Origin of the sequence: Denitraticella aggregata, from assembly GCF_048158365.1 — a bacterium.
Classification (GTDB): domain Bacteria; phylum Pseudomonadota; class Gammaproteobacteria; order Burkholderiales; family Rhodocyclaceae; genus Azoarcus_F.
Genome location: NZ_JBLLNL010000008.1, coordinates 138,569 through 159,977 on the forward strand (window position 1 = coordinate 138,569; position 21,409 = coordinate 159,977).

The 21,409-nt window shown below is 64.6% G+C and carries 18 protein-coding genes; 13 read left to right on the forward strand and 5 right to left on the reverse strand.

Going from position 1 to position 21,409, the window contains the following annotated elements:
• Window positions 1-12: 12 nt before the first annotated feature.
• Window positions 13-669, reverse strand: a complete 657-nt coding sequence (locus ACKVEX_RS11500; protein WP_473215867.1) for a class II aldolase/adducin family protein — start codon at window positions 667-669, stop codon at window positions 13-15.
• Window positions 666-1,739 (reverse strand): S-methyl-5-thioribose-1-phosphate isomerase, encoded by a 1,074-nt coding sequence (gene mtnA, locus ACKVEX_RS11505; protein WP_473215868.1) that lies wholly within the window; start codon window positions 1,737-1,739, stop codon window positions 666-668. Before mtnA ends, ACKVEX_RS11500 begins: the two co-directional genes overlap by 4 nt.
• A 174-nt stretch (window positions 1,740-1,913) precedes the next feature.
• Between mtnA and ACKVEX_RS11510 the strand changes: the two genes are divergently transcribed.
• The 6 genes from ACKVEX_RS11510 (at window position 1,914) to ACKVEX_RS11535 (ending at window position 8,096) form a co-directional block, all read left to right on the forward strand.
• A complete protein-coding gene (locus tag ACKVEX_RS11510; RefSeq protein WP_473215869.1) occupies window positions 1,914-3,071 on the forward strand; it encodes a pyridoxal phosphate-dependent aminotransferase in 1,158 nt (385 codons plus the stop codon).
• Between the two features lie 39 nt (window positions 3,072-3,110).
• Window positions 3,111-3,359, forward strand: a complete 249-nt coding sequence (locus ACKVEX_RS11515) for a PP0621 family protein (RefSeq protein ID WP_473215870.1) — start codon at window positions 3,111-3,113, stop codon at window positions 3,357-3,359.
• A gap of 8 nt (window positions 3,360-3,367) precedes the next feature.
• Entirely contained in the window at window positions 3,368-4,912 is a 1,545-nt protein-coding gene (locus ACKVEX_RS11520) for a sensor histidine kinase (RefSeq protein ID WP_473215871.1), read from the forward strand.
• A complete protein-coding gene (locus ACKVEX_RS11525; protein ID WP_473215872.1) occupies window positions 4,909-6,285 on the forward strand; it encodes a sigma-54-dependent transcriptional regulator in 1,377 nt (458 codons plus the stop codon). The genes ACKVEX_RS11520 and ACKVEX_RS11525 overlap by 4 nt, the downstream gene beginning before the upstream one ends.
• Before the next feature lie 90 nt (window positions 6,286-6,375).
• Window positions 6,376-6,915 carry a 1,6-anhydro-N-acetylmuramyl-L-alanine amidase AmpD gene (gene ampD / locus ACKVEX_RS11530; protein ID WP_473215913.1) on the forward strand — a complete coding sequence of 180 codons (540 nt, stop codon included), beginning with the start codon at window positions 6,376-6,378 and terminating at the stop codon, window positions 6,913-6,915.
• Window positions 6,916-7,361: 446 nt separating this feature from the next.
• Window positions 7,362-8,096: a lytic transglycosylase domain-containing protein gene (locus tag ACKVEX_RS11535; RefSeq protein WP_473215873.1), complete on the forward strand. Its 735-nt coding sequence runs from the start codon at window positions 7,362-7,364 to the stop codon at window positions 8,094-8,096.
• 162 nt (window positions 8,097-8,258) lie between these two features.
• Here ACKVEX_RS11535 and ACKVEX_RS11540 read toward each other — a convergent pair whose 3' ends face one another.
• Both ACKVEX_RS11540 and ACKVEX_RS11545 read right to left on the reverse strand, forming a co-directional pair.
• Window positions 8,259-9,416 (reverse strand): pyridoxal phosphate-dependent aminotransferase, encoded by a 1,158-nt coding sequence (locus ACKVEX_RS11540; protein ID WP_473215874.1) that lies wholly within the window; start codon window positions 9,414-9,416, stop codon window positions 8,259-8,261.
• Between the two features lie 195 nt (window positions 9,417-9,611).
• On the reverse strand, window positions 9,612-11,459 hold the full coding sequence (locus ACKVEX_RS11545) for a phosphoenolpyruvate carboxykinase (GTP) (RefSeq protein ID WP_473215875.1): 1,848 nt from the start codon (window positions 11,457-11,459) through the stop codon (window positions 9,612-9,614).
• A 362-nt stretch (window positions 11,460-11,821) separates the two neighbouring features.
• Here ACKVEX_RS11545 and ACKVEX_RS11550 point away from each other — a divergent pair, with 362 nt between their 5' ends.
• The 3 genes from ACKVEX_RS11550 to pbpG all read left to right on the forward strand — a co-directional run bounded on the left by ACKVEX_RS11550 (window position 11,822) and on the right by pbpG (window position 16,541).
• On the forward strand, window positions 11,822-14,110 hold the full coding sequence (locus ACKVEX_RS11550) for an NADP-dependent malic enzyme (protein ID WP_473215876.1): 2,289 nt from the start codon (window positions 11,822-11,824) through the stop codon (window positions 14,108-14,110).
• Between the two features lie 94 nt (window positions 14,111-14,204).
• On the forward strand, window positions 14,205-15,335 hold the full coding sequence (locus ACKVEX_RS11555; RefSeq protein ID WP_473215877.1) for a patatin-like phospholipase family protein: 1,131 nt from the start codon (window positions 14,205-14,207) through the stop codon (window positions 15,333-15,335).
• A 261-nt stretch (window positions 15,336-15,596) separates the two neighbouring features.
• Window positions 15,597-16,541 carry a D-alanyl-D-alanine endopeptidase gene (pbpG, locus tag ACKVEX_RS11560; protein WP_473215878.1) on the forward strand — a complete coding sequence of 315 codons (945 nt, stop codon included), beginning with the start codon at window positions 15,597-15,599 and terminating at the stop codon, window positions 16,539-16,541.
• Window positions 16,542-16,565: 24 nt separating this feature from the next.
• On the opposite strand, the gene ACKVEX_RS11565 is transcribed toward pbpG, so the two are convergent.
• Window positions 16,566-17,366, reverse strand: coding sequence for an IclR family transcriptional regulator (locus ACKVEX_RS11565; RefSeq protein WP_473215879.1), 801 nt, complete (start codon window positions 17,364-17,366; stop codon window positions 16,566-16,568).
• Window positions 17,367-17,452: 86 nt separating this feature from the next.
• On the opposite strand from ACKVEX_RS11565, the gene ACKVEX_RS11570 reads away from it, so the two are divergent.
• The 4 genes from ACKVEX_RS11570 (at window position 17,453) to ACKVEX_RS11585 (ending at window position 21,347) form a co-directional block, all read left to right on the forward strand.
• Window positions 17,453-18,181 carry a (Fe-S)-binding protein gene (locus tag ACKVEX_RS11570; protein WP_473215880.1) on the forward strand — a complete coding sequence of 243 codons (729 nt, stop codon included), beginning with the start codon at window positions 17,453-17,455 and terminating at the stop codon, window positions 18,179-18,181.
• Window positions 18,182-18,184: 3 nt separating this feature from the next.
• On the forward strand, window positions 18,185-19,609 hold the full coding sequence (locus ACKVEX_RS11575) for a LutB/LldF family L-lactate oxidation iron-sulfur protein (protein WP_473215881.1): 1,425 nt from the start codon (window positions 18,185-18,187) through the stop codon (window positions 19,607-19,609).
• Window positions 19,606-20,556 (forward strand): D-2-hydroxyacid dehydrogenase, encoded by a 951-nt coding sequence (locus tag ACKVEX_RS11580; protein ID WP_473215882.1) that lies wholly within the window; start codon window positions 19,606-19,608, stop codon window positions 20,554-20,556. The genes ACKVEX_RS11575 and ACKVEX_RS11580 overlap by 4 nt, the downstream gene beginning before the upstream one ends.
• Window positions 20,557-20,669: 113 nt before the next feature.
• Complete coding sequence (locus tag ACKVEX_RS11585; RefSeq protein WP_473215883.1) at window positions 20,670-21,347, forward strand: LutC/YkgG family protein; 678 nt, start codon at window positions 20,670-20,672, stop codon at window positions 21,345-21,347.
• The last annotated feature ends 62 nt before the right edge of the window (window positions 21,348-21,409 follow it).

Genomic DNA, 21,409 nt, shown 5'->3' on the forward strand with positions numbered 1-21,409 from the left:
CATTGCCGTGGTTCAGTCGGGCGGTCGCGGTTTGCCATACCAGCGAAAGCGCTCGACGACCTCGTGCATCTCGGTCGAGGACAGCAGGACCGGTGGCCCAAGCTGCAGCGTGCGCCAGTATTGCTCGCACAAGGCCTCGAATTCGATCGCGAGGTCGAGCGCGTGCGCAAGGTCGCGCCCGAACACGACCATGCCGTGATTCGCGATCAGGCAAGCGCTGCGTTCGGCGATCGCGTCGATCACCTGGTCGGAGAGCTGCTGCGTGCCGAAGGTAGCGTAGCCCGCGCAGCGGATCGTGTCGCCGCCGAAGCGCGCGATCATGTAATGAAAGGCTGGAATCGTCAGTCTCTGGCAGGCCAGCGCGGTCGCGAACGGAGCGTGGGCATGCACGATCGCGCCGGCTTCCGGGCGTCGGGCGTACAGGTCGGCATGAAAACGCCATTCGCTGGATGGTGCAATGGGATCGAATGTGGTGCCATCCGCGCCGACCCGCACCATGTCGTCCGGGGTGCAATGCGCCGGCGCGAGCCCGCTCGGGGTGATCAGCATTCCACCCGACACGCGCACGCTGACGTTTCCGGCGGTTCCGGTGTTCAGGCGTGCCCGGGTCAGGCCGCGTGCGGTTTCTAGCAGGGCCTCGCTCAGGCCGCGATGCCGGCGCGGCTTCATGTTGCCGGCACCAGCGCGGCAAGCGCGTCGGGGCTGTGGATGCCGGTCTCCGTGATGATGCCGTCTATCAGGCGCGCCGGCGTCACGTCGAAGGCAGGGTTGGCGGCGCGGGTGTCGGCCGGAACCAGCCTGACCGAGCCGAGAGCGCCGTTTTCGGTGATGCCCTGCACCGTGCAGACTTCGTCCGGACCGCGATCCTCGATCGGGATCGCGCGGCCGTCGGCGCACTCGAAATCGACGGTCGACAGCGGTGCCGCAATGTAGAAGGGCACATCGTTGTCTTGGGCGGCCAGTGCCTTCAGGTAGGTGCCGATCTTGTTGGCGGTGTCGCCGTTGCGTGCGACCCGGTCGGCGCCGGTGATCACGATATCGACGTCGCCCCGGGCCATCAACAGACCCGCAGCGTTGTCACAGATCAGCGCATGTGCGACGCCGGCCTGCCGTAGTTCCCAGGCGGTGAGCAAGCCCTGATTGCGCGGACGGGTCTCGCTGACCCAGACATGCACGGGCAGGCCCTGCGCCTGCGCCGCATAGACGGGTGCGAGCGCGGTACCGGAACCCAGCGTCGCGATCCAGCCCGCATTGCAGTGTGTCATGACCCGCACCGGTCCCGGGCGCTTTCGCGCGATCTGTTGAAGGAGTTCCACGCCGCAGTGTCCGATCGCGGCGCATGTCTCGGCGTCCTCGCGCTGAATGCGATCGGCTTCGTCCCATGCGATTTCATGACGCATCGCGTCTGCGAGGCCGTGCACTCGTGCATGCATCCGTCTCAGTGCCCAGTGCAGGTTCACCGCGGTGGGGCGGGTGGCCGCGAGGGTCTCGAGGACGAAGCTCAGACGCGCGTCACTGGCGTCCTCGCGCAGTCCGATCGCGACGCCGAACGCGGCGGTCGCGCCGATCAGCGGTGCGCCACGCACCTGCATGGTCCGGATCGCGTGTGCGACCGCTTCCACGGAGTCCAGACGGCGGGTTTCGCATCGGTGCGGCAACAGCGTCTGGTCCAGAATCACGACACCGTCGCCGTCGCGTCGAATGGTGGGAATGGGTTGTGTGAAGATCGGGGAGGTCATGGGACGAATCTTATCGCAGTGCCGCTGGAAGATCGCACCCGGGGCGTCGTCGGACCCGGGGTCGATCTGCGCCGACAACGCGCGTCCATGCCGAGGCGGGGGCTCGCACCCCTACGCGAGCATCCACGTGTCTGCGACAATACGGCAATCCGAGTCCCACAGGGAATATCCGCCATGCCCCGCTTTCCCGCTCCGCTGACCTCCCGTCTGCCCAGGGTCGGTACCACCATCTTCACGGTCATGTCACGCATGGCGCAAAGCTGTGGCGCAATCAATCTGTCGCAGGGCTTCCCCGATTTCAATGCCGAGGATGTGCTGTTCGAACGCGTATCGCACTGGATGCGCGCTGGCCACAACCAGTATGCGCCGATGGCGGGCGTGGCGCCGCTGCGTGACGCGATCGCGGCCAAGGTCGAGGCGCTGTATGGCTGTCGCTACGACCCGGAGACCGAGGTCACGGTGACGGCAGGGGCGACCCAGGCCCTGTTCACGGCGGTGGCGGCGCTGGTCCATCCGGGTGACGAGGTGATCGTATTCGAACCGGTGTACGACTCCTATGTGCCGGCGATCGAGTTGCAGGGGGGCAAGGCATTGCGCATGCGCATGGTCGCGCCGGACTATCGTCCGGACTGGGCGGCGGTGAAGGCGGCGATCTCTCCGCGCACACGCATGATCATGATCAACTCGCCGCACAATCCCACCGCCACGGTATGGACCGCGGCCGATATGGCCACGCTGGCCGAACTGACCCGCAACACGGGGATCGTGATCGTGTCGGACGAGGTCTACGAGCACATCGTCTTCGATGGCGTACCGCACCTGAGCTGCGCGCGCGATCCGGAACTGGCATCGCGCAGCCTGATCGTGTCGAGCTTTGGCAAGACCTATCACATCACCGGCTGGAAGGTCGGCTATGTCGTTGGTCCGGCCGAACTGATGGCCGAGTTTCGCAAGGTCCATCAGTTCAACGTGTTCACGGTCAATACACCGGTTCAACTGGCGCTGGCCGACTACATGGCCGACCCGTCGCGGCATCTGGGCCTGGCGTTCTTCTACCAGGCCAAACGCGACATGTTCAGGGGGGCGATGGCGGGTTCCCGCTTCGAACTGCTTCCGTCACGCGGCACCTATTTCCAGCTCGCACGCTACGATGCGATCTCGGACGAAGCCGATACGGCCTTCGTCGAGCGCCTGACGCGCGAGGTCGGCGTCGCCGCGATCCCGGTGTCGGCCTTCTTCGACGACGGCAATGACGAGCGCGTGATTCGCTTCTGTTTCGCGAAGAACGAGGATACCCTGGTCGCGGCATGTGAGCGGTTGAGCACGCTCTGAGGTAGACTCGCGCTCTGGCCATTCAAATGAAATCCCGCCGTGCGCAATCTGCTCATCTTCGTCCTCGTGCTGATCCTGGTGTGGTGGGCACGCCGTGCGCTGCAAAAACCGCGTGATCAGCGCCGTCGCAGGCGGCACGACGCAACGGGCGGGAGCGGGGAAGAGACGCCCGAGCGAATGCTGAGCTGCGCCCATTGCGGCCTGCACGTACCCGAGAGCGAAGGCGTTCGGGAAGACGGCCGTTTTTTCTGCAGCGAGGACCACCGGCGCCTCGGCGTACGACGCTGAATTCGCCGATGGACTTCGTGTTCGACCGGTCCCGCCTGCCCCCGCTGCGTTATTTCAATCTGTTCCGGTTGGTCGTAGCCGGCCTGTTCGTGGTTGTCGGCGCCGACCTGAACCTGGGCGGGGATGCGCCTCAGGTCTTCTTCGTCGCGACCATCGCGTACCTGACCGCAGTGCTCGCGCTCGGCTTTCCGGACGCGCTCCGGCGTTTCGGGCTCGATCGCCTGATCACGATTCAACTGGTCATAGACATCGCGGCGCTGACCGTGATCATGTGGGCCAGCGGCGGCTATCGCAGCGGCATGCCGGTGCTGATGATGGTGTATCTGGCCGGGGCCGGCCTGGTCGCCGAAGGTCGGATGGTGCTGTTCTTCGCGGCGGTGGCGACGCTGTCGGTGCTGCTCGAGAATGCGTGGCGGCATTTTGCGGCGCAGGGAGCGGCCGAATTCCATCAGGTCGGGCTGGCCTGCATGGGTTTTTTCGCGATCGCACTGACCGCGCGCCTGCTGGCGCGGCGGGCCAAGCTCAACGAGTCGCTCGCCGAGGAGCGCGGGGAAGCGCTCGGGCGCGAACAGGCGATCAACGTCCGCATCATCGAGGACCTGCGCGACGGGGTGATCGTGCTCGGTGAGGACGGCACGGTACGCCAGTCCAATCCGCGGGCGTCCCAGATGCTGGGCACCCAGCTGACGCCGGGAAGCCTGCTCGCCGCGGTCGATGTTCATTTTTCCGGTCTCGCGCAGCAGGGCCACTCGGTCGACGGCAGCGTGCAGCGCCTGGGTCCGCTCGGCAAGATGCTGCGCTGTCGCACGGTCAGTGCGGCCGGCAGCGACGGCGGTGACGGTGACATCGTGATCTATCTCACCGACTTCGAGGAGATCCAGGAGCAGGTGCAGCAGATCAAGCTGGCTGCGCTCGGCCGCCTGACCGCGAGCATGGCGCACGAGATCCGCAATCCGCTGTCGGCGGTGACGCAGGCGGCCGACCTGCTCGGCGACGAGAAACGGGCCGAGGTCCAGGCGCGACTGGTGCGCATCATCAACGACAACGCGCGACGGATCGAACGCATGGTGCGCGATGTGCTCGCGCTCGGCCGGCGGGACGAGATCATGCCCGAGGCGCTGGTACTCGCGCCGTTTCTGGCGACGATGGTCGAGGAGATGTCCTTGCGCGGTGCAGAGGAACGGGCGGTGTTCCGGGTCGACGTCCATCCCGGGGCGACGATCGCGGTCGATCGTGCGCACCTGCATCAGATACTGGGCAATCTGCTCCGCAATGCGCGTCACTATGCGTCCGGGCAGCCCGGATCGGTCAGAATATACACGGCGGCCACCGACCGGGATCAGACGGCGGTGCACGTCGTCGATGACGGTCCCGGCATAGGCGAGGAGGCCCGGCGGCACATGTTCGAACCGTTTTTCACCACCGACCCGAAGGGCACCGGGCTGGGCCTGTACATCGCACGCGAGCTGGCCGATGCGAACGGAGCCCGTCTGGAGCACGTCGGAAACGAACCCGGGGCACATTTCGTGCTGACGGCACGGAGTCAGGCATGAGCAGTTCGGAAAGGCGAAATCGCCCCGCGGGGGCGTCGGTACTCGTCGTCGATGACGAGGACGACATCCGCGAATTGCTGGAACTGTCGCTGATGCGCATGGGACTGGGCTGCGACTGTGCTGCGAACGTCGCCGATGCGAGGCGATTGCTCGCGAGCAATGCCTACCGTCTGTGCCTGACCGACATGCGCTTGCCCGACGGAGACGGGCTGGAACTGGTCGCGGCCATACAGGCGGATCATCCTGGATTGCCGGTGGCGGTGATTTCGGCCTACGGCAGCATCGACACCGCGATTCGGGCGCTGAAACTGGGGGCCTTCGATTTCGTCACCAAGCCGGTCGAACTGAAGGCCCTGCGCGAACTCGTGCACCATGCGCTCAGGCTCGACGTTAACGGCGTCGCCGAGACTGCGGACGGCAGTCGTGACCTGGTCGGGTGCTCGCCGGTGATGGCGCATCTGCGCACCCAGGTGGAGAAGCTCGCCCGCAACCAGGCGCCGGTCTTCATCCATGGCGAATCCGGCACCGGGAAGGAAGTGATCGCGCGGCTGATCCATTCGCTGGGCCCGCGCGCCAAGGCCGCTTTCGTGCCGGTCAACTGCGGTGCTATCACCCCGGAACTCATGGAGAGCGAGTTTTTCGGCCATGTCAAAGGAAGCTTCACCGGGGCGACCGCCGACAAGCAAGGCCTTTTTCAGGCAGCGCACGGCGGCACGCTTTTCCTGGACGAGATCGCCGAGCTGCCGCTGGCGATGCAGGTCAAGCTGCTCCGCGCGATTCAGGAGCGCGCGGTTCGGCCGGTCGGTGCGCACGCCGAGGAGCCGGTCGATGTCCGCATCCTTTCGGCCTCGCATCGCGATCTCGGACAGTATGTCGCCGACGGCAAGTTTCGCCAGGATCTGTACTTCCGAATCAACGTGATCACGCTTCATGTGCCACCATTGCGCGAGCGTCGGGACGACATCCCAGAGCTGGCGCATCACATCCTGGCGCGACTGGCTGTCCGCGAAGGTGGTGCTCCGCGACGGCTCGGTCAGGACGCCCTGGACGCGTTGCGCAGCCATCCCTTTCCCGGCAACGTGCGCGAGCTCGAAAACCTGCTCGAACGCGCCTGTGCGCTGTGCGACGGTGATACCCTCAGTGCAGAGGACATGAGCCTTCAGGTGCCCGAGGGATTGAGCCAACCCCGTCAGGCTGCCCCCACGCAGTACCATTCCGCTACGGAAGAAATCCCCCCGAATGGTGACGAGGAGCGACTGCGTGTGATGAGCGCGCTCGACCAGACCCGCTGGAACCGCTCGGAGGCGGCGCGGCGCCTGGGCATGACGCTGCGTCAGCTGCGCTATCGTCTGCAGAAGTGGGGCCTGGAGTAGCCGGTGAGACGTGCGACTGTCACCGAAGCGCCGACCACGCGGGATTCACCCGAGTCCGGACCGGCGCGTGACGAGGCGAACCAGCTGCGACTGGATGAGGCGGGCTGGCTCAAGGGAGCTGAACGCATCCTGTCACCGAACTTCGATGCCCGTCCGGCGGGTGACGGCGTGCGTCTGATCGTCGTGCATGCGATCAGCCTGCCGCCGGACGAGTTCGGCGGCGCCGGCGTCGAGCAGTTGTTCACCAATACGCTCGATCCCGACGCCCATCCCTATTACGCGACGATCGCGGGCCTGCGGGTGTCGGCGCATTTCTTCATCCGTCGCGACGGCGTGCTGCAGCAGTTCGTGTCCTGCCAGGATCGTGCCTGGCATGCCGGCGTGTCATGTTGGCGCGGACGGGCGCACTGCAACGATTTCTCGGTCGGTATCGAACTCGAAGGCTGCGATACCTGCGCTTTCGAGCCGGTTCAGTATCGGCGACTGACGGCGCTATTGCGCGTGTTGTGCGAGCGCTATCCGATCGAGGACGTTGTCGGACATTCGGACATCTCGCCCGGACGAAAGACCGATCCCGGCCCCTGCTTCGAGTGGGCGATGCTAGACACGCAATGCTCCCGGAAAGCTTGACCGGGACGCCGGCCTGAACGACCCGTTGCGTAGAAACAACATCAAGGCCGCTTTCGACGGCCTTGTTTTTTCAAGGCTTAGCGATAGACGAAGGCACGCGGTGACGCTTTCTGACGCACTTGAGTTTGACAAAATCGCATCAAATCAATACAGTGCAGTTCTGCTGCGGTGCAACAAAACCGTAGCCTTCGCAGGTTTCACGATATCGGTGCGGTTCCGCCTCATTGCTTGGGGCGGTTCAACTTCATGGCCGCTCGCACCGCGGGACGATTCGTCTGGTTGCGGCGATTCGTTTGACAACCACTGACGACCGGTTTTTGGCTGCCGCGCAGGGTGTTTCATCCTGCTGGTGCCTTCGGACGGCATTCAGCATCCAGATCGCCTTCAACGAACCTGAAGCGGTCGAATGCCATTGCCGACGCTTCCGGTCACAGCATGGAGGGACCATGAGTAACGCAACGCGTATCGTCGTGTTTGCAAGGAACACGAGCAAGACCCTGATCCGGTTCACCCACGGCGGCCTGCTCGCCGCGGGTATTGCCGCCGTCGCACATGTCGGCCTGGCCATTTTCGACCACGACTCGGTGAGTCTCGCCGACACCGGCTTGCTCACTACACCGGCACACGCCGCGGTGGTAGAGCTGCCCGAGACCGGGGATCGCTGGCAGCCGTCCGCGTCCGTCGTGCTCGCGCAGCGCGACAGCTTGGTGGTGGCCGAAGCCGGTTTGTCCGAGGAAATGCAGCGCGTGCGCGACTGGGTGTCGCGTCGCTATCGGGTGTCGAGTGTGGCGCTCGAGCCGGTGCTGGTCGTCGCCGAGGAGAGTGCCAAGGACGCCGGTCTGGATCCGCTGCTGATCGTCGCGATGATGGCGATCGAATCCAGCTTCAACCCGATGGCGCAAAGCAATGCGGGTGCGCAGGGCCTGATGCAGGTCATCCCGCGCTGGCATATGGACAAGATCGGTGAAGATGCGCCCAAGGACATCCTGTTCGATCCGTTGGTCAATATTCAGGTGGGCACCAAGGTGTTGGTCGAAGGGTTGAAGCGCTACGGCACGCTGCAGGCCGCATTGCAGTATTACGGCGGCGCGCGGAACGATCCGGAGGCGCGCTACACGAAGCGTGTGCTCGCGATGAAGCGTCAGCTCGCCTCTGCGGCGAAAGCTGACGGCGACGCCTGACGACGGCGTTGCGCGTGACCACGCCTGCTCGTGACGATGGCCCCTCGGGGCCATCTTCGCTTTGGCGTCGCGTTGGCGTACAGATCGAATCGGCTCGGATCCGACATGCAGCGCGTCGTCGACGCATGTGCGTGCCATCCGGCAGCAGGCAGCAACCCCAGTTCAGCCGTCCAGCACGCGTTTCAGACGCTGCGCCGCTTCGAGCAGGCGCGCCTGGCCGGTGGTATAGGCGAAGCGAAGATGCCGGCAGGGCAGGTGATCGCCGAAGTCCAGCCCCGGCGTGGTCGCGACGCCCGCCTCCTCGATGAAGCGGCGCGCGAGCGCCTCGCTGTCGTCCGACAGGGCCGAGATGTCGGCGTAGATGTAGAAGGCACCATGGGGCTCTGCCGCGACGCGGAACCCGAGCGCCTGCAAGGCCGGCAGCAAGGTGGCGCGGCGCTCGGCGAACTCGTGCCGTCGGGCCTCGAGAATGTCGAGCGTTGCGGGTTGGAAGGCCGCCAATGCCGCATGTTGGGCCGGCGTGGACGCCGCGATGAAGAAATGCTGCGCCAGCTTTTCGATCTCGCGCACATGGCTTTCCGGCGCGACCAGCCAACCGAGACGCCACCCGGTCATGCCGAAATACTTGGAGAAGCTGTTCACGACGAAGACGTCGTCCATCCGGGTGAGGACCGTACTGGACTCGACGCCATAGGTGAGACCCTGATAGATCTCGTCGACGATCATCGTGCCGCCGCGTGCGGTCACGGCCTCGCGCAGGCCCGCGAGTTCCTCGGCGTCGAGCAACGTGCCGGTCGGGTTGGACGGTGTCGCGACCATCAGGCCGCAGGTCCTGGTCGTCCATGCCTGTGCGACCTGGGCCGGCGTCGGCTGGAAGCGGGTGTCCGCATCGACCGGGATCGCGCGCGCGACACCCTCGAAGGCGCGCACCAGCTGGCGATTGCACGGATAGCTGGGGTCGGGCATCAGCCACTCGTCGCCGGGGTCGGTGCTCGCCGCGAGCGCCAGCATCAGCGCGCCGGAAGCGCCCGGCGTCACCGCGATCCGTTCGGGCGGCACGGCGGCGCCGAAACGATCGTGATAGAAACGTGCGATTGCCTCGCGCAGGCGCGGCAGGCCCAGCGCGCCGGTGTAATGGACATCGCCACCGGCGATGAAGTGATTTGCCGCCTCGACGATCGGCTGCGGGGTCGGGAAGTCCGGTTCGCCGACCTCCATGTGAATGATGTCGCGTCCGTCGGCTTCGAGCTCGCGCGCACGGCGCAGCAGTTCCATCACATGAAAGGGCTGTATGTCCTGGGCTCTGCGGGAGATCTTCATCGTGGGATTATTGCTTCAGATCGGTGGGGGTGAGGGGCGAGGCCGCGGCGGGTGAGCGTGCCGGGTCGGTTCTGCAGCGTCCAGTCTAGCAGCTCCAACGAGCGCCACAGCGGGACGCGTTGTCGACGCACGTCGCGCACCGAGGACAAAAAAAGCGCCGACAGGCGGCGCTTTGGGCTCGGAGGGAGACGGTCTTCAGTCGGTCGTCAGCGCGAGCTCGAACAGTTCGCGCTTGAGCACCAGCTGACGCGGAAGACGATCCTGCAACTTGTCGAACCATTCCTTGTGCAGTTCCAGCTCCGCTCTCCACGCGTTGGCGTCGATCTGGGTCAGCGCCTCGAACTCCTCGCGGGCCACGTCGCTGCCGGTCCAGTCCATGTCGTCGAACTTGGGCATCCAGCCCAGCGCGGTTTCCTTGGCGGCGACCCTGCCCTTGACCCGGTCGACGATCCATTTGAGCACGCGCATGTTCTCGCCGAAGCCCGGCCACATGAACTGACCGTTCTCGTTCATGCGGAACCAGTTCACGCAGAAAATCTTCGGGGTACTCTCGATGACGTGACCCATTCTCAGCCAGTGGTTGAAGTAGTCCCCAATGTGGTATCCGCAGAACGGCAGCATCGCGAACGGATCGCGACGCACTACGCCCTGCGCGCCGAAGGCCGCGGCCGTCGTCTCGGAACCCAGCGTGGCGGCCATGTAGACGCCGAAGTTCCAGTTGAACGCCTGGTACACCAACGGCACGGTGGTTGCGCGGCGGCCGCCGAAGATGAAGGCCGAGATCGGCACGCCGGCGGGGTCTTCCCAGTTCGGGTCGATCGACGGGCATTGGCTTGCCGGCGCGGTGAAGCGCGAGTTCGGGTGCGCAGCATTGCGGCCGGTTTCCTTGGCGATCTCCGGCGTCCAGTCCTTGCCCTGCCAGTCGATCAGGTGGGCCGGCGCTTCCTTGCTCATGCCCTCCCACCACACGTCGCCGTCGTCGGTCAGTGCGACGTTGGTGAAGATGATGTTCTCCTTCAGCGTCGCCATCGCGTTGAAGTTGGTTTGTTCGCTGGTCCCCGGCGCCACGCCGAAGAATCCGGCTTCGGGGTTGATCGCGTAGAACTTGCCGTCCTTGCCGGGCTTGATCCACGCGATGTCGTCGCCGACGGTGGTGATCTTCCAGCCGTCGAAGCTCTTTGGCGGGATCAGCATCGCGAAATTGGTCTTGCCGCAGGCCGACGGGAACGCGGCCGCGACGTAGGTCTTTTCGCCCTCGGGCGATTCGACGCCGAGGATGAGCATGTGCTCGGCCAGCCAGCCCTCGTCGCGTGCCATCGTCGAGGCGATGCGTAGCGCGAAGCATTTCTTGCCGAGCAGCGCGTTGCCGCCGTAACCCGAGCCGTACGACCAGATCTCGCGCGTCTCCGGGTAATGGACTATGTACTTGGTAGTCGGATTGCACGGCCAGCGGCTGTCCTTCTCGCCGGCGGCCAGCGGGGCACCGACCGAATGCACGCAGGGCACGAACTCGCCATCGGTTCCCAGTACCTCGATCGCGCCCCTGCCCATGCGGGTCATCGTGCGCATGTTGGCGACGACATAGGGGCTGTCGGAGATCTCGATGCCTATGTGGGCGATCGGACTGCCCAGCGGCCCCATCGAAAACGGGATCACGTACATTGTGCGGCCGCGCATCGAACCCCTGAACAGACCGTTCAGCGTCTCGCGCATGACCTCGGGGTCTTCCCAGTTGTTGGTCGGGCCGGCGTCGGACTTGTCCCTGGAGCAGATGAAGGTACGGTCCTCGACTCGGGCGACGTCGGACGGGTCCGAGCATGCGAGATAGGAGTTCTTGCGCTTTTCCGGATTCAATTTGACCAACATGCCGGTTTCGACCATCTCGCCGCACAGCCGGTCATATTCTTCCTGCGATCCGTCACACCATACGATCTGTTCGGGTTCGGTCAGGTCTGCGATTTCCGCGACCCATTTCTTCAGCTTTTCGTGGCGGACATAGTCGGGGGCGGCAGCCAGCACGGCCGCGGACACGCGTTGGTTCATTGTGAGGAACTCTCCAGGTTGCAAAAGCGGAACCGGCAGCGAAGATTGCACATTGATGCCATCAGATGCATGCGCGAACCTCGCGACAGGGGAATCACCGACTCCCAAATGGAACACTTGCGGAAACTACTAGGCTTCATTGTATGCGTCGAGAGCCTACTATTATGCCACGGCGCGACCCGAGCCGAAAACCCGCTTGCTGCTTGCGGCAGGATGGGCTTATCCTGCATTTTGAACTGATCTATCACGATATGAAATAGGTTGCGTCAGATCAGCCGATCCGCCGCGTCGGTCGAGCAAGGCCTGACCGGTTTCAAGGCGACGGGTTTCCGAGGACCAGCACTGAAGGACAGGAACAGACAATGGACGAATTGATTCGCGCTGCGGCGCTCGATTATCACCGCTACCCGCGGCCCGGCAAGATTTCGGTGACGCCGACCAAGGTGCTGACCAACCAGCGTGACTTGTCGCTCGCGTATTCGCCGGGTGTGGCGGCCGCCTGCGATGCGATCGTCGCGGATCCGGGCGAGGCGGCAACGCTGACCGCGCGCTCCAACCTGATCGGCGTGGTCACCAACGGCACCGCGGTGCTCGGACTGGGGAACATCGGACCGCTGGCGGCCAAGCCGGTCATGGAAGGCAAGGGCGTGCTGTTCAAGAAGTTCGCCGGAATCGACGTGTTCGACCTCGAGCTCAACGAACCCGACGCGGACAAGCTGATCGACATGATCGCGGCGCTCGAGCCCACCTTCGGCGGCATCAACCTCGAAGACATCAAGGCGCCCGAGTGTTTCTACATCGAGTCGAAACTGCGCGAGCGGATGAAGATACCGGTCTTCCATGACGATCAGCATGGCACTGCCATCGTCGTCGGCGCCGCGGTGCTCAACGGCCTGCACCTGCAGGGCAAGGCGCTCGAAGCGGTCAAGGTCGTGACGTCCGGTGCCGGAGCCGCCGCGCTGGCCTGTCTGGACCTGCTGGTGATGCTCGGCATCCCGGTCGAGAACATCTGGGTGACCGACATCGAGGGCTTGGTCTACGAGGGCCGCACGGTGCTGATGGACCCGATCAAGGCGCGCTACGCGAAGAAGACCGATGCGCGAACGCTGGGCGAAGTCATCGCCGATGCCGACGTGCTGCTCGGCTTGTCCGCCGGCGGGGTGGTCAAGTCCGACATGGTGGCGAAAATGGCCCCGAATCCAATGATCCTGGCGCTGGCCAATCCAACGCCCGAGATCCTTCCAGAGGAAGTCAAGAAGGTCCGGAGCGATGCGATCATCGCGACCGGCCGGTCCGACTACGCGAACCAGGTCAACAACGTGCTGTGCTTCCCGTTCATCTTTCGCGGCGCACTGGACGTGGGTGCAACCACGATCAGCGACGAGATGAAGCTCGCCGCGGTCAAGGCCATCGCCGAACTCGCCCGCGCCGAACAAAGCGACATCGTCGCATCGGCCTATGGTGAAAAGTTGTCCGGCTTCGGCCCGGATTACATCATTCCCCGGCCCTTCGATCCGCGCCTGATCGTGAAGATCGCACCGGCAGTGGCGGAAGCCGGCATGGCCTCCGGCGTCGCGACCCGGCCGATCACCGACTGGGAGGCCTATCGTACCCAGTTGAACAATTTCGTGTGGCAATCCGGCCTGATCATGAAACCGGTGTTCGCTGCCGCACGCAATGCTCCGAAACGCATCATCTTCGCCGAGGGCGAGTCCGAGAAGGTGCTGCACGCGGTCCAGACGGTGATCGACGAAGGCTTGGCGCGTCCGATCCTGATCGGACGTCCCGACGTAGTCGAGAAAAACATCGAGCGTTTCGGGCTCAGGATACAGCCCGAACAGGATTTCGAGCTGGTCAACCCGGATTCCGATCCCCGTTTCAAGGAATTGTGGACCCATTACCATGAGCTGATGGAGCGGCGTGGGGTGTCGGTCGAATACGCGAAAAAGGAAGTGCGCCGCCGCACCACGCTGATCGGCTCGCTGTTGCTCAAGTTCGGCTATGGGGACGGCCTGATATGCGGGACCTATGGCATGCATGCAATCCATCGCGACTTCGTCGAGACCGTGATCGGGCGCAGGCAGGGCGTGAAGACCCTGTACACGCTGAACGTGCTGAACCTGCCCGGACGAACCCTCTTTCTGGCCGACACCTACGTCAATTACGATCCCTCCGCCGAGCAGATCGTCGAGATGACGGTGCTGGCGGCCGCCGAGATGCAGCGTTTCGGGGTGGAGCCGCGGATTGCACTGCTGTCGCATTCGTCGTTCGGGGCAGCCCAGTCGCCGACCGCCGAGAAGATGCGAACAGCCATGCATATTCTTCACACCGAGCATCCCGAACTGCAGGTCGAGGGCGAGATGCACGGCGACGCGGCGATCGATGCAGAGTTGCGCACGCAGATCTTCCCGAACGCGCGCATGCGTGAATCGGCCAACCTGCTGATCTTTCCGACCCTGGATGCGGCCAACATCGCCTTCAACCTGCTGAAGATGGCGGCCGGTGAAGGCATGACGATAGGCCCTATCCTGCTCGGCGCGGCCAAGCCAGTGCACATCCTGACCCCGTCGGCAACCGTGCGCCGGATCATCAACATGACCGCGCTCGCGACGGTGGAAGCCGTCCAGGAAGAGGACGGCGTCGCGAAGTAGGTCACATGCTGCATTGCGTCCGTCGAGTCGCCTGCCCGCATCGGGGACTCGGGCAGGCTATGATTCGGGCATCGGCTTCGATGGCGCAAATGACATGCAGGGCGAAAAGGCGGCGCTGGTTCTGACGGGTGGCGGGGCGCGTGCAGCCTATCAGGTCGGGGTATTGCAGGCGATTCGTGAGATCCGCGGCGCCCGCCCAGGCAACCCGTTTCCGATTCTGTGCGGCACCTCGGCCGGCGGGATCAACGCGGTTGCGCTGGCGGTGTTCTCAGCTGACTTCAATACCGCGGTGCGCAAGCTGGCCTGGATCTGGAGAAACTTCCATGTCGACAAGATATACCGGGCCGATGCGCTCGCGCTGCTGGCCACCGGGGCGCGTTGGGGGGCGGCCCTGACATCCGGCTGGGCGATTCGCCAGACGCCGCGCTCATTGCTGGACAACGCGCCGCTGCGTGAGTTGCTTGCACGGGTGATCGACTTCGACGCGATTGACCGATCGATCGCGTCCGGCGGTCTGCATGCGGTCTCGGTTTCGGCCTCGGGCTACTCCTCGGGCGAGAGTCTGGCCTTTTTCCAGGCGGCACCTGAGGTACCCCCGTGGCAGCGTGCGCAACGCATCGGTGTGCGCACCCGCCTCGGAATCGAGCACCTGCTCGCGACCAGCGCGATACCGTTCGTGTTTCCGGCCGTCAGAATCAATCGCGAGTATTTCGGGGACGGGTCGATGCGCCAGCTTGCGCCGATCAGCCCTGCGATTCATCTCGGAGCGGATCGGGTTCTGGTGATCGGTTCGGGGCGATTAGCTGAAGAGGGCCGTCAGCGCAGCGATGCCTATCCGTCGCCGGCACAGATCGCCGGTCACGCGCTGTCGAGCATCTTTCTCGACAGTCTGGCGGTGGACCTGGAGCGCATGCAACGGATCAACCAGACGCTGTCGGCCTTCACCGCCGCGCAGCGAGAGGCGGCAGGCATGGTGCTGCGCCCCATCGAGACGCTGGTCATCTCGCCGTCGCAGCGACTCGATGCGATCGCGGGTCGGCATCGTGGCGATCTGCCGCGGGCGCTGCGCCTGGTGCTGCGTGGGGTCGGCGCGATGCGCCGCGAAGGCTCGACACTGCTGTCCTATCTGTTGTTCGAACCCGGCTTCACCCGTGCGCTGATGGAACTCGGCTACCAGGATGGGATCGCCAAACGCGACGAGGTCGCGACTTTCCTGCGGGTCTGACCGGCCCGCCGGCTGCGGGTTGGTCGTAGCTGTAACAAGACTTTTCCCGGCCGCCGTCCGCGTGTATCTTTGGCGCTTCCGTCGCCGCCCGATTGGGTGGCGACGAGACTCGGCGCTGCAGGTCTCCCCGCCGACGAAGTCACAACGAATTCAGGATTATTCGAGAAATAACTTGAAAAAGACTTGATATCTGCTTAATTTCGTTAAGAATGTAAACAGATATTTTGAATCGTTCCTGAATCTCGACTTGTGGGTCCGTCCATGAAGCCATTCGTTCTTGTCGCAGTTTGCCTGGGAGTGACGCTTGCGCAATCGGCGATCGCCCAGAACCGGACGGTCACGACGATCACCAGCAGCGGCGTCCACCAAAGGTCTATCGCCGCAGCCAATCCTTCTGCGCTGCACATCGAGTTCGATCGGCACGGTAACCCGGCGCTCGCTTCGGCCGCGTTCGTGGTCGCCAGCCAGAAGACCGGCGACATCATCTCCGAGCGCGCGGCCGATCGGGCGCTTCCGATCGCGTCGATCACCAAGCTGATGACGGCGATGGTCGTCATCGACGCGCGCCAGAATCTGTCCGAAGTGCTCACCGTCACGTCCGCGGACATCGACAAGCTCAAGGGTACTGGATCCCGCATGCCGGTGGGGGCAAGACTGACCCGCGAGGAAATGCTGCATCTGGCGTTGATGTCGTCGGAGAACCGTGCGGCCTCCGCGCTGGCGCGGCACTACCCGGGCGGACGGAAAGCCTTCATCGAGGCGATGAACGTGAAGGCCCGCATGATCGGCATGTGGGATACGCGTTTTGCGGACAGTACCGGCCTCGATCCGCGCAATGTGGCCTCGGCGCATGATCTGGTCAAGCTCGTCTCCGCTGCCTCGACCTATCCGTTGATCAGGGAGTTCTCGACCACCGACGAGCGTTACGTGCGGGTCGGCAAGGGCAGCCTGCGTTACGGGAATTCCAATGGCCTCGTGCGCGAACCGGGCTGGGAGGTCGGCCTGTCCAAGACCGGCTTCATCCGCGAGGCGGGCCGTTGCCTGGTGATGCAGACCTGGATTCGCGGGGAGCCGGTGATCATGGTGCTGCTCAATTCGGAAGGGCGTTACACGCGAACGGCCGATGCGAAGCGGGTCAAGCAGTGGCTTGAGACGAGCGGCGCGCAGCGGGTCGCGTCGCTGCAGAACAACCGCAGCGGTGGCTGACCCGGGTTCTGAGTGCATGCCCGCTCAGCGCGATGCCGGTCTGACGTAACCCAGTGTCCGCGAAATTTCGGCAGCGGTGCTGCGCACCAGGCTCGCCCGGTCCGGGTTGAAACGTTCGGATGGGGTCGACAGCGACAGTCCAGCGATCAGTTGCCCGCTGTCATCGCGAATGCCGGCCGCGATACAGCGTACCCCTGTTTCGACTTCGTCCAGATCGAATGCGACCTCGTGTCGCCTGACCTTGTCGAGTTCCTTCTCGAGCGCACCGAGTTCGGTGATCGACGCCGATGTCGATCCGGGCAGACCGGTGCGACGCGCGTATTCCCTCACCTTGTCGCCACCGTCCTCGGCCAGGAACAGCTTGCCCGAGGCGGTGGTGTGCAGCGGAGCCCGTGCACCGACGATATGCACCACGCGCACAGCCGCGCGTCCGCTCGACGTGCGGTCCACATAGACGATCTCGTCCCTGTCGCGGATACCGAGATTGATGCTCTCGCCAGTCTCGGCATGCAATCTGAGCATGAACGGCATCGCGGTCTCGCGCAGCGATATGCGCGACTTGACCAGGCTGCCGAGCTCGAGGAGGCGGATCCCGAGGCGATAGGTGCCACCGTCACCACGCTCGACGAAGCCGCTTTGCGCCATCGCGCCGAGGATGCGATGGGCGGTGGAGGGGTGAAGCCCGCTTTCGAGCGCGATCTGCTTCAGCGGAGCCGGATCGGGGTGAAGGGCGAGCACATCGAGCAGCTTCATCATGCGCTCGACGACCTGGATCGGATTCTTTGTTTCGGTCGGGGCTGTCACTTTGGTACAGTGGTCAATCATGAATGGGCGAAGTCTACCCGGCCGCTCAGATTTCGCCTAGTGAAATAACGTTGATCCATGCGCACTCGACGGCCGAGGGAGACACCATGCGGGTCGGATTGCTGGTCACATGTCTGGTCGATCTGCTTCGGCCGAGCATCGGGTTCGCCGCACTGCGCTTGCTCGAGGCCGCCGGCTGCGACGTGGTGGTGCCGGCGACGCAGACATGTTGCGGCCAACCGGCTTTCAATGCGGGCGATGCAGCCGCCGCGCGCGCACTCGCCGCCAAGTTGATCGATGAGTTCGAATCTGTCGATCATGTGGTCGTCCCTTCGGGTTCGTGCGCCAGTATGGTGAAGCTGCATTATCCGGCCTTGTTCCGCGACGACCCGGTCCGACTCGAGCGATCACGCGCGCTGGCCGCGCGTACCCATGAACTGGCCGACTTTCTCGTCACGCACTGCGCGCTCGATCGTATGCCCGGAGATTTCGACGGGGTGCTGACCTATCACGACAGTTGTTCGGGATTGCGCGAACTCGGCGTCAAGGCTCAGCCTCGAACGCTGCTGTCGCGCATGCCGGGTGTGCGGATGGTGGAAATGCGGGATTGCGAGGCGTGCTGTGGTTTTGGGGGCACCTTCTCGGTCAAGTTCGCCGACCTGTCGGCGCGGATTACCGAACGCAAGTGCGACGACATTCGCGCCTCGGGCGCGGACGCGGTCGTTCTGGGTGATCTGGGATGCATGCTCGCGATCGAGGGGCGGCTTCGACGTCTCGGGGAGGAACGCATTCGGGTGCTGCATGTGGCGGAAGTGCTCGCCGGAGAGGATCGCTAGCATATGAAATCCCAGGCGATGTTCTTTAAGGCCAGGGTCGGCGAGAAACTCGCGGACAGCCTGCTCCAGCAGAATCTGCGCAAGGCGCGCAGCAAGTTCGTCGATGCGCGCGCGTCGGCAGTTGCCGCCTATGACGGCGATTTCGAAGCGCTTCGCAGTGCCGGCCAGGCGATCCGCGACCGGGTACTGGCCAATCTGGATCTTTGGCTGGAAACCTTCGAACGCAAGGCGTGCGAACGCGGCACCGAGGTGCTGTTTGCGCGCGACGGCGACGAGATCTGCCGCCTGGTGGTCGAGATCGCGCATCGACACGGCGTGACCAAGGTGGTCAAGTCCAAGTCCATGCTGTCGGAGGAGGCGGATCTGAACAAGGCGCTGGTCGCTGCAGGTGTACAGCCGATCGAAACCGACCTGGGCGAGTACATTCAGCAGATCGACGACAATGAACCGCCCTCCCACATTCTGGCCCCCGCCTTTCACAAGTCTCGCGATCAGGTTGCGGATCTGTTCGCGAGACGCCATGGTCGGCCGCGTAACACCGATGTGCCGGCGATGACCCGGGAGGCACGGGAAGTCCTGCGCGAGCACTTCCTCAGCGCGGGGATGGGCATCACGGGCGGGAACTTCCTGATCGCCGAAACCGGTTCGGTCGCACTGGTCACGAACGAGGGCAACGGCCGCATGGTCACCACGCTGCCCAAGGTGCATGTGGTGATCACCGGAATCGAGAAGATCGTGCCGCGGCTAGAGGATCTCGCCACGTTGATGAGGTTGTTGCCGCGTTCAGGGACCGGCCAGGCGATCTCCAACTATGTGTCGGTGTTGACCGGCGTGGCCGGTGTCGACGAGCTCGACGGACCCGAGCATGGCTACGTGATCCTGGTCGACAACGGGCGCGCGGCGTTGGTCGGCAGCGAATTCCAGGACATGCTGCGCTGCATACGCTGTGGCGCGTGTATGAACCATTGTCCGGTCTACCAGACCGTCGGTGGTCATGCCTATGGCTGGGTCTATCCCGGTCCCATGGGCGCGGTGCTGACGCCGCTGTTCACCGGCATCGAGAACGCGCTCGACCTGCCTCATGCAGCGACACTGTGCAATCAGTGCGGTGTGGTCTGCCCGGTCCGTATTCCGCTGCCGGAGTTGTTGCGACGCCTGCGCGAAAAACAGGTCGAACGCGGCCTGCGGCCGCGTGGCGAGCGGATGGCGTTGCGGGTCTGGGCCGCGCTGGCCCGCAGACCCCGTCTGTACCACCTGATGACGCGTCTGGCGGTGCGCTACCTGAACTGGCTGTCCGACGGCGAGGACCGCATCCGTGTGATGGGTGTCGCTCCCGGGTGGACCGCGAACCGCGACTTCCCCGCACCTCAGGGACGCACCTTTCAGGAGTTGTATGCGCAACGACAGCAAAAAGGGAAGAGCGTATGAAAATGCAGGTGGTATTGCTCGAACGTGATTCGGTGAGGGCCGATTTTCGCGCGCCCGCGTTCGAGCACGCATGGCGTGCCTACCCGGTCACCCTGCAGGATCAGGTGATCGAGCGCCTGGCCGGGGCCGACATCGCGATCGTGAACAAGCTCAAGCTCGGCGCGGCAGACATTGCTGCGCTGCCGAAGCTGCGCATGGTCGCGGTCGCGGCGACCGGAGCCGACAATGTCGATCTCGCCGCCTGTCGCGCGCGCGGCATCGTTGTGTCGAACGTGCGAGGCTACGCGGTCAATACCGTGCCGGAGCACGCGCTGATGCTGATGCTGGCGCTGCGACGACGGGTGTTCGAGTACACGCGCGATGTGCGCGACGGCCTGTGGGCCAGATCGCAGACCTTCTGCCTGTTCGGACACCCGGTCGCCGATCTGCATGGTGCGACGCTGGGAATCATCGGCAGGGGCGACCTCGGGCGTGGGCTGGCGCGCCTTGCCGAGGCCCTCGGCATGCGTGTGCTGTTCGCCGAACACAAGGGGCAAGCGACCGTGCGGGATGGCTACACCGCTTTCGACGAAGTCCTGCGCGAGGCGGACGTAATCTCGATGCACTGTCCGCTGACCGATGCCACGCGCGGCATGATCGGCGAGGCCGAGATGCGGCGGATGAAACCGGACGCGATCCTGATCAATACGGCCCGCGGCGGACTGATCGACGAGTCTGCGCTGGCCGCAGCGCTGCAGGAGCGAATCATCGGCGGCGCGGGCATCGATGTGCTGTCGGTCGAACCACCCCGCGACGGTAATCCGCTGCTCGCACCGGACATTCCGAATCTGATCCTGACGCCGCACATGGCGTGGGCGTCCGCGGGGTCGATGCAGGCGCTTGCCGACCAGGCGATAGACAATATCGAGGCCTTCGTGGCCGGCCAGCCGCGCAACCGGCTGGCCTGAGGAGGCCCCGCGAATGAACCCGGCATTCGGCTTAGCAGGCCTGAAAGGCGGCGAAAGGAGGCATCGCGAACAAGGCCGCCCGCGGATCGGGACCTTCCGGAGGAGGCGTTGACATGCCCGATGCTGCCGAACGCCGCGCCGCGCGGGATGCCATTCTGGGGCGTCTGCGCACCGCACTGGGTCGTGATCCGTCCAATCGCGAAGCCGGTCTGGCCGACGTGCGGCGGGCCTTGACCGACGATCGACTGCCGGACCGTCCGCCAGCGCCCGCCGATCTGGTCGCGCGCTTCCGCCGCGAGGCGCAGTGCATGTCGAGCACGGTGGCCGAGATCGCGTCGATGCGGGATCTGCCGGCGGCTGTCGCAGCCTATCTGGAGTCACTCGGCCTGCCGACGCAGGGCGTGGTGTGGCCGAGTCTGGCTCATCTGGATTGGCGGCGGGCCGGACTGGACCTGCAGCCCCGGGCCGCCGGTGACGGCGATCTGGTCGGCGTGACCGGCTGTTTCTGCGCCATCGCCGAGACTGGCACCGTGATGAGCTGTTCGGCACCCGACGAACCGGCGGCCACCAGCCTGCTGCCGGAGACGCATGTCGTCGCGGTGCCGATGTCCAGGATCGTGTTCGGCATGGAGGAAGCCTGGACATTGCTTCGCCAGAACCATGGCGATATCTTGCCGCGCGCGGTGAATCTGATCTCCGGTCTGTCGCGGACCGGCGACATCGAGATGACGATCGTGCTTGGCGCGCATGGGCCTTATCGGGTTCATATCCTGCTTGTTGCCGACGCGTGACGGGCGGTCAGCTCAGGCGTCGGTCGGTACAGACGGATCACCGACATTCTCTCCGTGATTCT

What these genes read in the sequence shown, in the direction of transcription:
- ACKVEX_RS11500 (WP_473215867.1), bottom strand. Translation starts at nt 669, where the DNA reads ATGAAGCCGCGCCGGCATCGCGGCCTGAGCGAGGCCCTGCTAGAAACC.
- mtnA (WP_473215868.1), bottom strand. Translation starts at nt 1,739, where the DNA reads ATGACCTCCCCGATCTTCACACAACCCATTCCCACCATTCGACGCGAC.
- ACKVEX_RS11510 (WP_473215869.1), top strand. Translation starts at nt 1,914, where the DNA reads ATGCCCCGCTTTCCCGCTCCGCTGACCTCCCGTCTGCCCAGGGTCGGT.
- ACKVEX_RS11520 (WP_473215871.1), top strand. Translation starts at nt 3,368, where the DNA reads ATGGACTTCGTGTTCGACCGGTCCCGCCTGCCCCCGCTGCGTTATTTC.
- ACKVEX_RS11525 (WP_473215872.1), top strand. Translation starts at nt 4,909, where the DNA reads ATGAGCAGTTCGGAAAGGCGAAATCGCCCCGCGGGGGCGTCGGTACTC.
- ACKVEX_RS11535 (WP_473215873.1), top strand. Translation starts at nt 7,362, where the DNA reads ATGAGTAACGCAACGCGTATCGTCGTGTTTGCAAGGAACACGAGCAAG.
- ACKVEX_RS11540 (WP_473215874.1), bottom strand. Translation starts at nt 9,416, where the DNA reads ATGAAGATCTCCCGCAGAGCCCAGGACATACAGCCCTTTCATGTGATG.
- ACKVEX_RS11545 (WP_473215875.1), bottom strand. Translation starts at nt 11,459, where the DNA reads ATGAACCAACGCGTGTCCGCGGCCGTGCTGGCTGCCGCCCCCGACTAT.
- ACKVEX_RS11550 (WP_473215876.1), top strand. Translation starts at nt 11,822, where the DNA reads ATGGACGAATTGATTCGCGCTGCGGCGCTCGATTATCACCGCTACCCG.
- ACKVEX_RS11555 (WP_473215877.1), top strand. Translation starts at nt 14,205, where the DNA reads ATGCAGGGCGAAAAGGCGGCGCTGGTTCTGACGGGTGGCGGGGCGCGT.
- pbpG (WP_473215878.1), top strand. Translation starts at nt 15,597, where the DNA reads ATGAAGCCATTCGTTCTTGTCGCAGTTTGCCTGGGAGTGACGCTTGCG.
- ACKVEX_RS11565 (WP_473215879.1), bottom strand. Translation starts at nt 17,366, where the DNA reads ATGATTGACCACTGTACCAAAGTGACAGCCCCGACCGAAACAAAGAAT.
- ACKVEX_RS11570 (WP_473215880.1), top strand. Translation starts at nt 17,453, where the DNA reads ATGCGGGTCGGATTGCTGGTCACATGTCTGGTCGATCTGCTTCGGCCG.
- ACKVEX_RS11575 (WP_473215881.1), top strand. Translation starts at nt 18,185, where the DNA reads ATGAAATCCCAGGCGATGTTCTTTAAGGCCAGGGTCGGCGAGAAACTC.
- ACKVEX_RS11580 (WP_473215882.1), top strand. Translation starts at nt 19,606, where the DNA reads ATGAAAATGCAGGTGGTATTGCTCGAACGTGATTCGGTGAGGGCCGAT.
- ACKVEX_RS11585 (WP_473215883.1), top strand. Translation starts at nt 20,670, where the DNA reads ATGCCCGATGCTGCCGAACGCCGCGCCGCGCGGGATGCCATTCTGGGG.